Consider the following 14,992-nt stretch of genomic DNA (forward strand, 5'->3'; position numbering starts at 1 on the left):
AAAAAAATACCAAACTCAACAGTTTGGTATTTTATGGTTTGATAGTGGATGATAGGGACAACACACTGAAATAAATGATAAAAAACTTAGTATGACCACTCCCGGTCAACATTGGTGCATCACATTGAAGTGATGCACCAATCTTGGGCGAATCGTTCAGAGCAATCTATTCCTTGTAGTTAAACGTCAACAGACGCAGCGCATTAAGGGTGACTAATGCCGTTGCTCCGCTATCGGCCAATACCGCAACCCACAAGCCTGTCATACCCAGCAAGGTGGTAATCAAGAAAACCCCTTTCAAACCTAGCGCCAGAAATACATTCTGTTTGATGTTGGCCAGCGTCGCTTTCGACAGAGCAATCATCATTGGCAGCTCTGAGACACGGTTATGGGTCAAGGCAGCATCGGCAGTTTCCAACGCCACATCTGTCCCTCCGCCCATCGCAATACCAATCGAGGCCGTTTTCATTGCCGGTGCATCGTTGATACCGTCACCGACCATAGCCACATTGGCGCGTTGGTTTGCCAACTCTACATGCTGTACCTTGTCTTCCGGAAGCAAACCTGCTTCAAACGCAATCCCGATTTCGCCAGCAATTGCGGCCGCAGCACGCGGGTTATCACCGGTCAGCATCACAGAGTGAATCCCCATCTCCTTGAGCTTCTGTACCGCTTTGGCACTGTCTGCACGCAAGTTATCACGCCAAGCAATGAGCCCTACCGGTTGCAAGTTCCGAAGAGCAACCACCAAGGTCTTCCCTTCTCCCTCTAGCCCATAAGCTTGCTCTGACTGCTGTGCTGTCAGCGATACATTTTCTGGCATGCGATCAGCAGCCACCAGCATCAAGGTATCACCGTCGCAATTCCCCTGAATACCTCGTCCAGGCAGCGCTTGACGCTCTTGCGCTTCTTCAACCTGCAAACCACGCTCTTTCGCGGCATTGACCACAGCCTGTGCCAGTGGGTGGGCAGATCCCACCTCTACCGCCGCTGATTGGCGCAACAAACGCGCTTCGTCGCCATCCCAGCTGACAATATCTGTCATTACAGGTTTACCTTCGGTGAGGGTACCGGTTTTATCAAAAGCAACGGTTTGAATTCTTCCTAATTGTTCAAGTGCAGCCCCGCCTTTAATCAGAGCACCACGACGTGTTGCCGCTGCCAAACCTGATGTAATCGCTGCTGGAATCGAAATCACCAGAGCACATGGACAAGCAATCAAAAGTAGCGTTAGGCCCTTGTACAGCCATTCATCCCAGTTTTGTCCAAACAACATCGGTGGCACAACAACCACCAAAGCAGCCAACACGATCATCGCTGGGGTATACCAGCGGCTAAACCGATCAACAAAGCGCTCTAGTGGTGCCTTACGCGATTCTGCATCCTCGATCAGATGCAAAATACGGTCAATAGCATTCGCGCCCTGCTCTGAAATAATACGTAGACGTACCACCTTATCCGCTACCAATGCACCCGCCATTACCTGCTCACCCGGCAAGCGTTCAACCGGTACGGATTCACCGGTTAATGCACTTTCATCAAAACTAGCCGCCGCATCCAATAGCTCTACATCAGCGGGCAAACGACCACCCGGTGCCACTTCGATGACATCACCTTGCTGGAGCTCACTGGCCGACACTTGCTCTTTGCTCCCATCAGGCAAAATACGGCTAGCTTTTTCCGGCACCAAGGCCATCAGCGATTTCACCCCACTGCGCGCTTTTGCTGAGGCGTAGCCCTCAAGCTGCTCACCGATAAGGAACAGCAGTAGCACCATGGCAGCTTCTGCGGTTTCCCCCAGATACAGAGCACCAATGGCAGCCACGCTCATCAGAGTCTCGATGGAAAATAGCGAACCGCTTTTTGCCAAATTGATGGCCTTGCGAGCGATGGGCAGTAGCCCTACCAAGGTGGTCGCCGTAAACGCCGCTAACCCCATGGCTTCAGACTGTCTACTGACCAAAAATGAAATAAGCATCATCACCGCAATCATCAGTACAGGAAGATTTTCCTTAAGCAAACTCGCAGGCTTGTCTTCTTCTGATGAACCGCCAGAGCTAAAGAGCGAAAAGCCAGTTTCACGGCTTTTCGCAACAATAGCGCCCGATATCTCAGAAGATTGACAATTAACGACCAACTTTTCAGTGGCAAACATCACTTTCGCGGAAACAACACCATCAAGGCCATTAATCGCCTTTTCTAATTTACTGGCGCAACTTGGACAGTCCATACCGCCGACTTTCCAACTTATCGTTGTACTGTGAGGGGCTGGAGAAACATCGTCACTTTGAGCGTCATCGCTCTGTTCTTCTACGCTCGCTGTACTGCTGCAGCCACCTGAACTGCAACATGACGATTCTGCCGCTGCCTCTGCGGAAGTGATTTTATTCACTGAAAACCCTGAGGAGGCGCCGGAGGCAGGATCGTCATCGCCCGGCGATAATTCCGATTCTTGCGAGGTTGCTGGTGTTTGGGTTGATTGGCAGCTGCTTGATGCACAGCACGATTCTGGGGTGTTGTTTTCAACCACAACAGAAGGCTGACCTACGCTGGCAGCTTTCACTGAATGAACATGTAACTTCTTATTATTGCATTGGGCACACATGGCCTTCTCCTTGTCTTTGTTATCTATGGTTTGCTCACAATGTCTATAACTATAAACCTTGGAGTTAAGTCTAAGGTCAAGTCACAAGGTATATAAGATTTCTTCTACACTGAAGGTAACCACAAATTGGTTATGGACATACCGCTATGTTTTTTTATACCCTCGCCACCCTGTTTCCCTATAGCACACATCGACAATGGCAAAGAAACCCGATCGCCGTACGGCAATGCTTCAGATCATCGAACAAGTTAAGTTAGAGCTGCCACTTTATGACTCTGATACTTTTGTCTGTGGCCCTGACAACAGTTGCATCGGTTGTCCAAAAAAGCTGATGGAATTGCTGGAATCGGAGGTTTCTTACTGGGAGTGTGCATTAGAGCGAGGCGATTCGCCGGATTTCGACGATATTTCGCGCTTTGGCAAAATGTGCCGGAACATCAAGCGCGGTTTGGTCAGAAACAATATTGTGGCAGCCTAGGCTATTCAGATACAAAAAAGCAGGCTGTGCCTGCTTTTTTGTTTTAATTACGTCCTTAACTCAAACGCCTGAACACCACACCATTATCAAGGATCTCCATCCACGGCTGGTAATCCATTCCCATATCAAAGATATATTCGGTGATAAGGCTACGTGCTGTCGTCAGCAAGCTCTCAGCTTTCCAAGGCTTTTCGAAATAACTTTCGATACGAGCGCGGTTAATTGCCACGATGGTGTCTTGGTGTGTTGCCTGACCGGTCAGCAGAACCTTCTTTGTTTTGTGAAAGCGGGTATCCTGCGAAACCTCTGTCAGAAGCTCGACACCAGTTTTACCCGGCATGACATGATCTGAGATCACCAACGCAATGAACTCGCCTTCGGCATCCAGTTCGTCCATCAATTCAAGTGCTTCATCCGCTGACTCACAATCTTCAACATGGAAGAAATCATTCAACGGCGACAAATCTTTCAATACAGCGCTGAGTACTTCCCTTTGATCATCTACACAGATAATGTTTAGTTTTTCCATGAACCATTCCCTTACGCGATTGGCAATTTAATACGAAATTTTGTTTTATCTAGGTCGCTCTTTAGTGCAATGGTGCCACCATAACTGTTGACTATCCGCTGTACTATCGAGAGGCCCAGCCCTAATCCGAACGACAACCCACCTTTTTTGGTTGTAAAGTTAGGTTGAAAAACTTTCCGTCGTGTCGCTTCATCGATCATCGGCCCATTATTACTGATGGTGATCAACAGACGGTTCTTTGAATGCCGCGTAATAATCTCGATCTGCGGCTCTGCAGTATGCTCCATGGCATCACAGGCATTCTTGATAATATTGACCCATACCTGCACCAGCTCTGTGGTACTGGCGGTAATGGTCGGCAATACTGCCGGACGCAATACCACATTGACCCGCCTTAAATTACTTTGCAGCAGAGCCAGTGATTTGTGGATCGTATCGTTTACATCAACCTCTGGCTGACGAGCATTGTCAGTGCCGCCAAGCTGTTTCACCGAACGGACAATACTGGCAGCATGCTTCGAGGCCAACCGCATATCATGCAGATCTCGGCCGATATCCCAATACTGCAAAGCCTCATTGAGGTTCTCGAGCCAATATGCTGGTACCTCACCCTCTGGCACCGCACGGGCAAGCTGTCTAGCCGGCTCCCTTTCGAGGCCAAGATCTTGCTGTAGCTGCTTGGCACGTTTGCGAGCCTGAGCCGAGGTAACGGCTTGACCATCGCAAATACCGAGATCAAGAAACGGACTGACTTCCGGCTTATTTTCTTCCAGAAAGCGGCAAATTCCCTGCTGCAACCCTTCGGTTTTACTGCTCAATACACCGACCGCATTATTGAGCTCGTGAGCAATACCAGCCGCTAACTGACCCAAGGTTGTCATCTGCTCGGCTGCGTAGAGTTTTTGCAAAGCCTTTTCTTTTTCAATCGCCTGCAGCCCAGTCATCATCTGGCGCTGGGCCAACTCATGAACCATAACCGGCATAAACTGCTCGGCCAGAGAACCGAACGTTTCAGGTTCAACAGGCTGAGTTTTGAGATCTATCCACGCGATTTCGCTGTCTTTTTCTGCCACCACAGTAGTCGATGCCATCAATGTTTGAGCAAAGAAGCTATGAACACCAAAAAACATCCCCTGCTCAACCCTGAACACTTTTGCTGTTACATCAGCGTCGTTCTTGAGGTAACCAGACAACTCACCTTTCTTCACCCAATACAGTTTATCGTTGTAACCATCTTGCACCAGTATCTGTGTCCCAGCTTTAACTGCTTCGGTCCGAGCTGGGTCACAGAAGTACACATCGATGATACGCTGCATGGCTTTTGGTTGATGCATGGAGGCTCTCTTAAATGTGGTCAATCAAGTGCAGAATCCAGATCATAGCAAAACTAAGCACCACACCAACGACCCCGATAATTACCCCAACTCGGGCCATCTGATTACTCTGAACATTGCCGGTTGCGTGGGCAAGAGCATTGGGGGGAGTACTAATAGGCAGAGACATTCCCAGCGAAGCGGCGAACGTTACCACCAAAATCAAGGTAATTTCGCCACCTAGCGGTACAAGCGACACCATCGATGTACCCAAAGCGGCCATGATTGGCATTAACAAGTTCGCCGTCGCAGTATGAGACATAAAGTTTGCCATCACCAAACATAGCAACGCCGCCCCACCAAGAACAATGTATGGCGAGAAGCTATCAAACGGAATACTGTTTACCATCAGCTTTGCCAACCCAGTTTGGTCTAACGCCAAGCCAAGAGCGATACCGCCCGATACCAACCAAAGCACATCCCAGGAAATCTTTTTCAGATCTTCCTTGTTAATAATGCCGGTCAAAGAGAATACAGCAACCGGGATCAGTGCAACGGTGTAAGAGTTCATGCCATGGGACGATCCCATTAACCAAAGAATAATAGTCAGGGCGAAGGTGACATAGACGGTAATCGCCTTCGGCGTCATCAAGAACTTACCTTTGATGGTCAACTCAATTTTTTCTTGCTTGGCAGGGTAAAGCGCATTGAGCAGCACCCATGCAAAGACCAGCAAGACAGCCACAAACGGCACACCGAAGAACATCCACTCCCCGAAAGTGATCAGGTTGTCACCGGTTAGATATTTCAGCGCAATAGCGTTGGGCGGGGTACCGATTGGAGTACCGATGCCCCCAATGTTTGCCGCCACAGGAATACACAGGGCAAAGGCGACTTTTCCTGGATCCTTGGCCCCAAATAGCGCAATCACCGGTGCCAAAATCGACAGCATCATCGCCGTCGTCGCCGTGTTCGACATGAACATGGAGAAAATCGCGGTGATCAACATCAGTCCGAACATGACATATTTCGGCTGAGTACCAAACGGCTTTAGCAGCACACGCGCCAAGTTGACATCAAGGCGGAATTTGGTAGCAGCCATGGCAAGAAAGAAGCCCCCCAAGAACAGCATAATGATCGGACTGGCGAAGGTCGCCATGATATCGCTGTAGCTAAGCAACTTGCCAAAATGCGGCTGCCCTTCTGCCGAACGGAACAAGTACAATCCTTTATCGGAGAGCAACATGAGTTCCAAAACGATAATAACGACAGACGTTGCATAAATCGGAATTGGCTCCAACACCCAGCACAAGGCCGCCAACAAAAAGATCGCGATGACACGCTGCTGAACAACAGTTAACCCTTCAACGGGAAACGCAGATGCCGGTATCATCAGAATGATGAGTGGGATGAGAACGGGTATGATCACCCTTAGATATTGACGCATGTTTACATTATTCCCTTAAAAACACAGAATCTTTGTGTCTGTCACTGCTATTAGAAATATTTCATCAATGAATTAATGCAGCAGGATCAGAGATACCGATAGCGCTTTTGTCTACCGGTAAAAAACTAGATTGAGTAATTGTGCGTCTAAAGGTAGGAAGTTTCACCGAAACAGATCAATAAACCAGTGAATTATAAATCTTTTTGATGGTTGACATTGGCCAAAACAAAAATCAAACCTTGGTTTCTATAGCGAGCGCCTCTTCAATCACATCTTCATGCCCCATATAGGTCCGTGATGAACAGAACGGGGTTAATGGCACACTTGGCTCGAGTATTTCTTGCTCTTCCTGTTTTTGTTCATGTTCAGCGGCCATTTTTCTGACCTGATTAACCACTAACATGCCACTGATGATCCCGAACACTATGGTTCCCGCTGCCTGACCAATCAATACCCCTTCGGCTCCGCCAAGTTTTCCGCCCAGCCAGACAAAAGGAATCGTCCCCAAGGTCGCTTTGCCCATATTGAGTGCCGTCGACCATGTCGGCCGGTTGAGGTTATTGAAGGCCGCATTGGCGACAAACATTGCACCATTGAAAATAAAGGTTATCGCAACATAGCTACAAAACACCGACAGTATGCTGGCAGCGTCGCCCTGCAAACTAAATGCCGCTATCAGCCAATCCTGCGAAGACCACAGTATTATAGACACCAGCACGCAGTAACCACTGACAAACAACAGCGCATCTGATAATGAGCGTAAAATACGATCCCACCGCTCGGCACCAAAATTTTGACCAATGATCGGGCCAATCGCCCCAGAGAGAGAGAACACCAGTGCAAAGCTCACCGGCATGATTCGCCCTATCACCGCGTATCCAGCGACAAAACTCTCGCCAAACTGCGCGATGTTGCTGGTCACGATGGCATTACCTATCGGCGTTGCGGTATTGGTCAGTATTGCCGGTAAGGCGATCGCCGAAATGGGTAACAAGGACGAGAAAAACGCCGAGAACTTGGGGCGGGAAACTAAGTCGTGATGGACAATAATGGCATGGAGGGAGAACACCATCACCGCCAATCTGGCAAATACTGACGCTATCGCAGCCCCTTCAACACCCATTGAAAAGCCGAAAATAAACAAAGGATCAAGCACGGCATTCACACCGCCACCAATTAGTGTGGCATACATCGAACGGCGGGCATCGCCGATACCACGCAATGCCGCGCCAGCCGACATGGAAATCGCAATCATCGGTGCGCTTGGCAGGAGAATAGTCAGATAATCCGTCGCAGCTTCAGCCACCCTGCCCTGCGCCCCAATCATAGATAACAAGGCCTGAAGGTTGGACATCATGCCATAGACAAGAATCGCGCTGAATATAACAGCAAAGATCATGACATTGACAGTGACCAAGCGGGCTTTATCCCGTTGGTTGGCACCCAAGGCTCTGGATACCAAGGCCCCCATGGCAATAGAGGTACCAATTGAGGCTGAGGTCGAGAAAAATATCAAAGTGCCGGCAAAACCAATCGCCGCTGCTAGCTCAATCTCACCAAGTAAACTGATGAAGAACATATCGAGCAAGTCAACCAAAAACAGCGCCATCAAACCAACAGCACCAGTACCGGACATCACCACGATATGCTTCATGGGCGTACCGGTGACGAATTTTGCATCTTTAGGGGGCTGAGCTTTGCGAGCTTCTGCAGAGGGACGGGGCTGCTTGGGCACAGGCTCTCCTTGCTATTATACCAACCTACATAAATATTTGATCAGTCTTGCAGGTTAAAATCGCTGTTCTCTGCGTTAGATATTTTGTAATTTGAGCCACTAGTGACTGCAATATCAACCTTGATAACAACGATTTTTCCAGTGCAAATACTTGATCAACGACTTATCCAGATTGGTATAAGGCGTTACCTAACTATGGGTGAATAAGAAAGACGCGATGTGCGCCTTTCTTTACTGTCATCACGGGAATAGTGATTAAACGGGATGCTTGAAACAATCCCCAATCTGGTTGCTGATCGCCGTTAGCACATCACGTCTCGTAATAACCCCCGCCAAACGACCGTTTTCTACAACAGGGTAGATTTTCGGTTTTTGTCCAGCCATGGTATCGGCCAGCTCAATAATCGAGTCTTCAGGCGATACAGTCAGCACTTCAGTGTGCATACACTCTTCAACCGTATGGGTGTCTTGACAGTAATAACCCACTTTGAGAAGTTTGTGAATCATGTCCTGTTCGGAAAGAAAACCAACCACTTTGCGAGACTCATCAATAACCGGGCCACCGATCTGCTTGGCTGAAAGTAACTTATCCAGAGCCTTAGAAAGAGACATCTTTGGCTCAAATGTCACCGGACGTACATTCATATAATCCTTAACCTTCAACGACTCCATACATCCCCCTAATTCATGCCTGTCAGACAACCTACTACTCTGCTGATTACCCTGACCATAATTTTTTCGATTGGCTCTCCCACTCCGGGAGCTCCCCTTTTGATATAAGTGTCGTCTATTTCCTTGAAATTACTAAATTGAAATAAGCGATTTTATCAATAGATCTTACCTATCATCATACCAAAACACTTTAAAACCGCTGTTCTCTGAGTGAAAGAGAAAACAAAAAACCGCCGTTAGGAACGGCGGTTTTTTTGTTATGGAGGCCCAATATAAAGATTACATGAATAGCATAAACAACATCGCAAACGGCAGTTGGTCACCATTGGAGAGGATCACCTTGTCACCATCAATCTTCATATTAAGGAGGTAATGAGTGGCATTGCGTTCCACAATCAAGCTCTGCTCCAACATATCAACACGCTCGCTCAGCAGCGGATCGGCTTCAACGAGCTCAACAGGCAAGCTAAGATGAATATCACCGCCGAGTTTCTCGGCAATCTGACCGATATTTTGCGAAATATTGCTGATACCCGGCTCGACAGCCATGTTCAAACTGCTAGTGACCTGACCTTCCGGGGCCAAAACACTTAAATCACCAATAGAAAAGGTAAGTCCTTTAGCTACCAACGAATCCAATGCCGCAGACACTTCCATTGCTTGTTGTTCAGTCAATGGTTCTTCCAGGTCATCAGTCATATCTCCCAATAGGCTCAACGACGGGTAATCAAGCTCAGAGAAAGCCATCTGGAAGTTGAAGTTTTGGTATTCGCTGCCGTCCAGCATTACCAGCTTACCCACCTGAATATGGTTTGAGTTAGAAAGCTGAAGTTCAGGCTTTTCCTCTCCCTCAGGCGTTTCAGGCTGAATAAGCACATTTTCCATACCAACGATGAGCTGCGCCACATCCACACTCTGCTCGGAATTCAAATCGCTAAAGCGCACTTCATCAAGGGTCAGAGATTGGTCACCAATCCAGAACTGACCATCCAGATACCCTTTACCACCGCCTTTTAGGCCTTTCAGCACCATCTCTTCATGGGCTGTTGTGGTGAGATTAGCGGATGGAAGTTGGTATTGGAACTCCCCAGCACCTTTCGCATTCACCGTTCCCTGCATAACAAACGATGACAAGGCAACATTGGTTCCGCTGATTTCTTTCTCTTCAATAGGGTTGATCTGGAAGGTAAAGTCCGTTTTACGGGTCATCGCCGTGTTGGTCGTAAAGGTAACAGGCGCAACACCTTCACCCCATAATGTATCCGCCATAGGCTTAAGTTCGTCATCCACCTGCAGCTCACTGGTAGAGGAAACGCTCAAAAAACCGTGATTTACATGATGCTTAACAAACCAAACGGTTGGTAGGCCTTCATCTTCAAAAAGAAATTTCAACTCATCTTTTAGCTCAATTTTTGATACCGCTTCGGAAGTTAGATATCCGCGCTTATAGGTGTCATTGGACACGGCAAGATACGGATTTTCATACTGACCAAGCGTATCAAGATAAATACGCTCGCCAATTTGCCCCGTGGCAAAAGGCCAGCACAGTGCCACAGCCACTGCACCACCAACCGCACCGATTTTTCCTAGCATTTTTTTTAGGTCCCAGATCTGAAGATGAAAAACTCAGTCTATCATAGCTTGCTGAACAATAAATTTATCAATATTCATTGATTTAAAGGGCATTTTTATCAGAGCCCCAACAAATTAGCTTAGAATCACACCTTCAACAATCTGTAATACTATTCTCACGTGATTGCTAGATGGCTCTCAGTCAAGTGTGTTTGATTCTTATACACTAAAATACAAAGTATCTAATCATAACAGCAACATAGCAGTATTTTGACGTGAAGGGTGTAACGGTGAATAGTTTTGCGATTGTCTGTTTGGACGACGACCCACTTGTTGTGGAAAAGCTCAATCAGGATTTATCGGCCTTTGCCGACCTGTTCGACATTTATAATGCCTACAGCATTAACGAAGCCAATAAGGTTCTGGCTGATATCGAAGCTAAGAATCAGCGGGTTGCAATGGTGATTTGCGACAACGAACTCGGTGATGACCGAGGTGTTAACTTTCTGGTTTCGCTCGACCAGTACCCAGCCAGCAAGCAGGCTCGCTCAGTACTACTCAATGATATGCCGCAGCTTGATGTCATCATGCAAGCAGTCAACGAAGGACGTCTGCACTATTGCCTCACCAAACCGTGGAAGCCACAAGAGCTCAAACAAGTTCTCGTAAAAGAACTCACGCACTTCGTATTGAAACATCCGGATGAAGACTGCCTCAAGTACAGCCAACTGCTTGATCACCGTAGGATCCTCAATGCCCATATAGAACGACAGATGTCGCGGTTCCGCTCAGGGTTTATCCAGCATAGTCACACCCTCGACGATACCACCTTGGCCACACAGGTGATCGATGCCCTGCATGATTTCTTTGCCAGCAACGATGACACCCGCGCTTGTCGCAGCTACAGTGCCAACCATATCCTTACCCAGGAAGGCGAACCCAATGACTTCCTCTGGTTCATCACCAGTGGTGAGGTCGCGCTATATAAAAAGGATGAGCATGGGCGTCGCCATGAGGTGGTAAGGGCCGGACCCGGTCATCTCGTCGGCGGGATGTCGTTTATCTCTGGGGAAACATCGTTTTCAACCGGCGTGACTCTGTGCGGCACCGATGTCATCAAACTTGACAGAGAGCTCTTTAATAAAGTCATGAACTCACGCAGTGAGTTGCTTCCCCTGTTTACCAACCTTCTCTTGCGCAACTCCAACCGCCGCCTGAAAGGGAGTATCCAAACCGAAATGCGGTTGCAACAAACCCTAAAATCATTGGATGAAGCCTATCACCAGTTGATCGACAAAGAAAAAATGGCGATGCTCGGTCAGTTGGTAGCTGGTGTGGCCCATGAGCTGAACAACCCTGTTTCTGCTATCTTGCGCGGCAGTGATACCCTCAAACAAACCATCGGCAGCATTACCAAAACCACACTCAGTCATGAGAACCAAGATCGTGGTAACGACATTATGCAACAAGCAATGCTATCAAGACCGCTGTCTACCTCTGAAGCCCGGCAACGTGCCAAGCAATTAACCAATGTGCTCGGTGATAGGCAGCTTGCCCGTAAGGCGGTACAGATGGGAATTGATAACGACGACTATATCCGTGAATGGTTGCTCCCTCAAAAAAACAAACTGCCAGAAGTACTTGCCGAGTGGGAAAATTACTATCAGATGGGTAACTTCCTCCGATCTATCAATGTCTGTGCTCAGCGGATTGCGGATCTGGTCAAAAGTCTGAAAAGCTATGCGCGGCAAGATGATGAGTCAGTACACTCTGTCGATATCCATGAAGGGCTGGAAGACACCTTGGTGATATTCGAAAATAAGCTCAAGCGCCACCAATTAATTAAAGATTACAGCTCGCTTCCACCGCTGCGTTGTCAGCCTATCGCATTGCAGCAAGTGTGGACTAACCTGATCTCCAACGCGCTTGATGCCGTTGACGAACCGGGGCAAATTAAAGTGATCACACGGCAAGTCACACTCGATGGACCAACCAAGCAGGGGATTGAAGTCATGGTAGAGGATAATGGCAAGGGGATCCCGCCAGAACAACAAGACAAAATTTTCGAGCTCAATTTCACTACCAAGCGAGAAGGCAACTTCGGCCTTGGGATCGGGTTATCGGTTTGCCAACAGATAATCCACCAACATAATGGCAGTATCAGGGTCGAATCCGAACCCGGCCTGTTTACCAGAATGATAGTTACTTTGCCTTTAGGCGAGGCACTTAAGGAGAGCCTATGAACAAATACCTGATCCTTTGCGTAGATGATGAGCGGGAAGTACTTGATAGCGTCATCAATGATCTGCGCTCGCTGGAAGAGCATTTCGTTATCGAAGCAGCTGAATCGGTCGACGAAGCCAAAGAAGTACTCGCTGATACCATTGCCGATCATACCCCACTGGCACTGATCCTGTGTGACCACATTATGCCAGGAGAAACAGGTATCGATTTTCTCATTGAGCTCAAGCACCAGGAAGAATCTTGCCATGCCCGCAAGGTACTGCTGACCGGGCAAGCTGGCCTCGAGGAAACCGTACAAGCGGTCAACAACGCCAGCTTGGATTACTACATCGCCAAACCTTGGAACGGTGATCAGCTCAGACAGATCGTCATTGATCAGCTGACCACCTTTGTGATCGACAATGAATCAGACTCTGGGTTGATGGCATGGATCCAGATCCTTGATGCCAACCGGATCATGGAAGCCTTGAGTCACCGCAGGTTATCGCTGTCCGACGTATAACCCTATAAATTTAATTGTCATACAAACCTTTTCGGGTTAGGGAATAAAGTGTTATCTTGATCACAAAATAACAAGATCAATTACACTAATCCAAGGCTTATGCCGAGGAAGAGTCAACCCGAAAAGGTGATCCATGAAAGTTGCAGTCTTCAGCACCAAAAAGTATGACCAAAACTCCTTCGAACTGATTAATCAACATTATCACCATCAGCTCGACTTCTATGATTTTCGCCTGACGCAACAGACAGTCAAAATAGTTCAGGGCTATGATGCGATCTGTGCCTTCGTCAACGATGATTTGAGCCACCCTGTGCTAGAAGCTCTTGCACAAAACCAAGTAAAGCTTATCGCCATGCGCTGTGCCGGCTACGACAAAGTCGACCTTGAAGCAGCAAAATCACTGGGTATTCAAGTTGTCCGCGTTCCTGCCTACTCCCCCGAGGCCATTGCCGAACACACCCTTGGCCTGATGCTGAGCCTCAACCGTCGGATCCACCGGGCTTACCAACGTACCCGCGATGCCAACTTCTCGCTGGAAGGTCTGACTGGCTTCAACTTCCATGGCAAAACGGTCGGAGTGATAGGTACGGGAAAAATAGGTATTGCAACAACCCGTATTCTAAAAGGACTCGGCATGAATATTTTGGCCTATGATCCGTACGAAAATCCTATTGCTATTGAATTAGGCGTGAAATACACCAGTTTGGAAGAGATATACCACCAAGCGGATGTTATCACTTTGCATTGCCCAATGACTGAAGAAAACTACCATATGCTCAATGCCAACGCGTTCGCCAAAATGCGAGATGGGGTGATGATCATCAACACCAGCCGTGGGGAGTTACTCAATTCCAAAGATGCTATCGAGGCATTAAAAAATAGCAAAATTGGCTCCTTGGGCATTGATGTCTACGAAAACGAAAAAGATTTGTTCTTTGAGGACAAATCTAATGATGTGATAAAAGATGATGTCTTCCGTCGTTTATCAGCCTGCCATAATGTTCTCTTTACCGGACACCAAGCCTTCCTGACCGAAGAGGCCTTGGGCAACATTGCGGATACGACATTGAACAACATCAAACAGTTCGAACAGGAACAACAATCAGGCAATGAGCTGGTCTGATTCATCCAAGCCCGGCAGGCTATAAGCCTGCCTTTAGTAAACATAAAGTGATAATTAAAATCGACGATCACAAAATATTACTAATTTTGTCGACTTTTACGTCTATTACCTTACTAACAACACAGCAAATTTCCACAAAACCGCTATGAACACTCGCTTTTGTCCATTAAAATAGTTCAATTATTTTTTAGCCCATTGGACAAATTTGTCATGCGTAAAACTCTAATTGCTTCAGGTCTTGTCCTGGCATCTGTTTCAGCGGTACAGGCGAATGCCCAGCCGACAATGAGCAATTTCAGCTACGACTACACTGAAGCGCGTATTGGTATTAGCCCGCTGACTTACGGTGCTGGTTTCAGCACTTCAATCCACCCGAATGCCCACATCACCGGTAGCATCGACACTGAATTCGAAAGCGATTGGGATGCAACACTCGGTGTAGGCTTCCACGCCCCTGTTAACAATTGGGCTGATATCACCGGTGAACTTAAAGCACGCAGTGCTAAAAACAAAAGTGCACTGAAAAGTTCAAGCGGTAAGTTTGGTGTTGAAGTGAACTTGGGTGTTCGTCAATGGCTGGGTCCACAGCTAGAAGTTGGCGGTACTATCGGCCACATTAACATTGACGATTTCGAAGAAGTCACTGGCAGTGTTTACGGCCGCTTCCACGCAACAGAACTATTTTCTGTTGGCGTTACCGGTCGATTCAACGAACTGTACGGCGATCAAGTAATGCTGTCTACGCGATTCAAGTTCTAATCTTCGTTAAAAT

General features: G+C 47.7%; 12 protein-coding genes. 5 read left to right on the forward strand and 7 right to left on the reverse strand.

Annotated features, from left to right (window positions below):
* Positions 1-166 precede the first annotated feature (166 nt).
* Complete coding sequence (locus ACVA53_RS04330) at positions 167-2,605, reverse strand: zinc/cadmium/mercury/lead-transporting ATPase (RefSeq protein ID WP_446504565.1); 2,439 nt, start codon at positions 2,603-2,605, stop codon at positions 167-169.
* A 196-nt stretch (positions 2,606-2,801) separates the two neighbouring features.
* Here ACVA53_RS04330 and ACVA53_RS04335 point away from each other — a divergent pair, with 196 nt between their 5' ends.
* Complete coding sequence (locus ACVA53_RS04335) at positions 2,802-3,083, forward strand: hypothetical protein (RefSeq protein ID WP_255044741.1); 282 nt, start codon at positions 2,802-2,804, stop codon at positions 3,081-3,083.
* Positions 3,084-3,138: 55 nt separating this feature from the next.
* On the opposite strand, the gene ACVA53_RS04340 is transcribed toward ACVA53_RS04335, so the two are convergent.
* The 6 genes from ACVA53_RS04340 to ACVA53_RS04365 all read right to left on the reverse strand — a co-directional run bounded on the left by ACVA53_RS04340 (position 3,139) and on the right by ACVA53_RS04365 (position 10,372).
* Positions 3,139-3,612 carry a response regulator gene (locus ACVA53_RS04340; protein WP_255044740.1) on the reverse strand — a complete coding sequence of 158 codons (474 nt, stop codon included), beginning with the start codon at positions 3,610-3,612 and terminating at the stop codon, positions 3,139-3,141.
* 11 nt (positions 3,613-3,623) lie between these two features.
* Positions 3,624-4,946, reverse strand: a complete 1,323-nt coding sequence (locus ACVA53_RS04345; RefSeq protein WP_446504566.1) for an ATP-binding protein — start codon at positions 4,944-4,946, stop codon at positions 3,624-3,626.
* A 10-nt stretch (positions 4,947-4,956) separates the two neighbouring features.
* Positions 4,957-6,372, reverse strand: a complete 1,416-nt coding sequence (locus tag ACVA53_RS04350; protein WP_446504567.1) for an SLC13 family permease — start codon at positions 6,370-6,372, stop codon at positions 4,957-4,959.
* Between the two features lie 232 nt (positions 6,373-6,604).
* The gene (locus ACVA53_RS04355) at positions 6,605-8,008 is read right to left on the reverse strand and encodes an MATE family efflux transporter (protein WP_446504612.1); all 1,404 of its coding nucleotides are present in this window, start codon (positions 8,006-8,008) and stop codon (positions 6,605-6,607) included.
* A gap of 354 nt (positions 8,009-8,362) precedes the next feature.
* A complete protein-coding gene (locus ACVA53_RS04360; RefSeq protein WP_446504568.1) occupies positions 8,363-8,779 on the reverse strand; it encodes a CBS domain-containing protein in 417 nt (138 codons plus the stop codon).
* Between the two features lie 279 nt (positions 8,780-9,058).
* Complete coding sequence (locus tag ACVA53_RS04365) at positions 9,059-10,372, reverse strand: DUF945 family protein (RefSeq protein WP_446504569.1); 1,314 nt, start codon at positions 10,370-10,372, stop codon at positions 9,059-9,061.
* 269 nt (positions 10,373-10,641) lie between these two features.
* Between ACVA53_RS04365 and ACVA53_RS04370 the strand changes: the two genes are divergently transcribed.
* The 4 genes from ACVA53_RS04370 to ACVA53_RS04385 all read left to right on the forward strand — a co-directional run bounded on the left by ACVA53_RS04370 (position 10,642) and on the right by ACVA53_RS04385 (position 14,979).
* Entirely contained in the window at positions 10,642-12,594 is a 1,953-nt protein-coding gene (locus ACVA53_RS04370; RefSeq protein WP_446504570.1) for an ATP-binding protein, read from the forward strand.
* Positions 12,591-13,097 (forward strand): response regulator, encoded by a 507-nt coding sequence (locus ACVA53_RS04375; RefSeq protein ID WP_446504571.1) that lies wholly within the window; start codon positions 12,591-12,593, stop codon positions 13,095-13,097. The genes ACVA53_RS04370 and ACVA53_RS04375 overlap by 4 nt, the downstream gene beginning before the upstream one ends.
* Before the next feature lie 133 nt (positions 13,098-13,230).
* Positions 13,231-14,220, forward strand: a complete 990-nt coding sequence (locus tag ACVA53_RS04380) for a 2-hydroxyacid dehydrogenase (protein ID WP_255044733.1) — start codon at positions 13,231-13,233, stop codon at positions 14,218-14,220.
* Between the two features lie 210 nt (positions 14,221-14,430).
* Positions 14,431-14,979, forward strand: coding sequence for a hypothetical protein (locus tag ACVA53_RS04385; RefSeq protein ID WP_255044732.1), 549 nt, complete (start codon positions 14,431-14,433; stop codon positions 14,977-14,979).
* Positions 14,980-14,992 lie beyond the last annotated feature (13 nt).

Source organism: Photobacterium sp. DNB23_23_1, assembly GCF_052873815.1.

What these genes read in the sequence shown, in the direction of transcription:
- ACVA53_RS04330 (WP_446504565.1), bottom strand. Translation starts at nt 2,605, where the DNA reads ATGTGTGCCCAATGCAATAATAAGAAGTTACATGTTCATTCAGTGAAA.
- ACVA53_RS04335 (WP_255044741.1), top strand. Translation starts at nt 2,802, where the DNA reads ATGGCAAAGAAACCCGATCGCCGTACGGCAATGCTTCAGATCATCGAA.
- ACVA53_RS04340 (WP_255044740.1), bottom strand. Translation starts at nt 3,612, where the DNA reads ATGGAAAAACTAAACATTATCTGTGTAGATGATCAAAGGGAAGTACTC.
- ACVA53_RS04345 (WP_446504566.1), bottom strand. Translation starts at nt 4,946, where the DNA reads ATGCATCAACCAAAAGCCATGCAGCGTATCATCGATGTGTACTTCTGT.
- ACVA53_RS04350 (WP_446504567.1), bottom strand. Translation starts at nt 6,372, where the DNA reads ATGCGTCAATATCTAAGGGTGATCATACCCGTTCTCATCCCACTCATC.
- ACVA53_RS04355 (WP_446504612.1), bottom strand. Translation starts at nt 8,008, where the DNA reads ATGTCCGGTACTGGTGCTGTTGGTTTGATGGCGCTGTTTTTGGTTGAC.
- ACVA53_RS04360 (WP_446504568.1), bottom strand. Translation starts at nt 8,779, where the DNA reads ATGGAGTCGTTGAAGGTTAAGGATTATATGAATGTACGTCCGGTGACA.
- ACVA53_RS04365 (WP_446504569.1), bottom strand. Translation starts at nt 10,372, where the DNA reads ATGCTAGGAAAAATCGGTGCGGTTGGTGGTGCAGTGGCTGTGGCACTG.
- ACVA53_RS04375 (WP_446504571.1), top strand. Translation starts at nt 12,591, where the DNA reads ATGAACAAATACCTGATCCTTTGCGTAGATGATGAGCGGGAAGTACTT.
- ACVA53_RS04380 (WP_255044733.1), top strand. Translation starts at nt 13,231, where the DNA reads ATGAAAGTTGCAGTCTTCAGCACCAAAAAGTATGACCAAAACTCCTTC.
- ACVA53_RS04385 (WP_255044732.1), top strand. Translation starts at nt 14,431, where the DNA reads ATGCGTAAAACTCTAATTGCTTCAGGTCTTGTCCTGGCATCTGTTTCA.